Origin of the sequence: Holdemanella hominis (assembly GCF_014306155.1) — a bacterium.
GTDB lineage: Bacteria > Bacillota_I > Bacilli_A > Erysipelotrichales > Erysipelotrichaceae > Holdemanella > Holdemanella hominis.
In genome coordinates, this window is record NZ_JACRWH010000137.1 from 1 (window position 1) to 599 (window position 599).

1 protein-coding gene is annotated in these 599 nt (G+C 32.2%); it reads right to left on the minus strand.

What is annotated here, in order from left to right; genetic code table 11:
- Positions 1-599, minus strand: a 599-nt coding sequence (locus H8911_RS12260) for a hypothetical protein (RefSeq protein ID WP_222621043.1), incomplete at both ends; no start/stop codon positions are given.

Below are 599 nucleotides of genomic sequence, written 5' to 3' on the forward strand. Positions count from 1 at the left end.
ATGGCCAGCTGATACAGTTCTTCATTTCGTTTATTCTTTGTATTCTCTTTATGGATTGGATATTTCTTAATTAGAACGATGTTTCCATCCATATTGGTTTCACATAGTGCTATATGGTCCACATTGATATCGATTCCTACAGCTCCATACAATGTATTAGTCTTTGGAAGATTCATATGTTTTTCAAATATAGCTTTCACAATAAAGTATTCACCATAATCCATCAACTCATAGGCTACTGCCTTATTAGGTGAGTTGTGCTTTTCATTGACTCTTGCGTACAGTTCATCCTTGTACTTATGAAACTGTACTTTGAATACAATATCCTTTTGTGTACTTCGATATGTTAACATATCATTTTCAACATTTAATTTGAAAAGGTTGTTTGAATACTTGCCCTGTCTTCTACCAGTAATAAGCATTCTTCTTTGTCTTCTAAATCTAAAAGTTTCTAAATCACCATTTTTAAGATTCTTTTTTCCACCAAAACATACAGAAGGCATCTTTCTTTTAAGCTTGAACTCATTACGGTTTCTTCTGAATTTTAGATTACGAATGATGCTCTTCAATCTTTTGATATTTGGATCCAAGATCTGTAC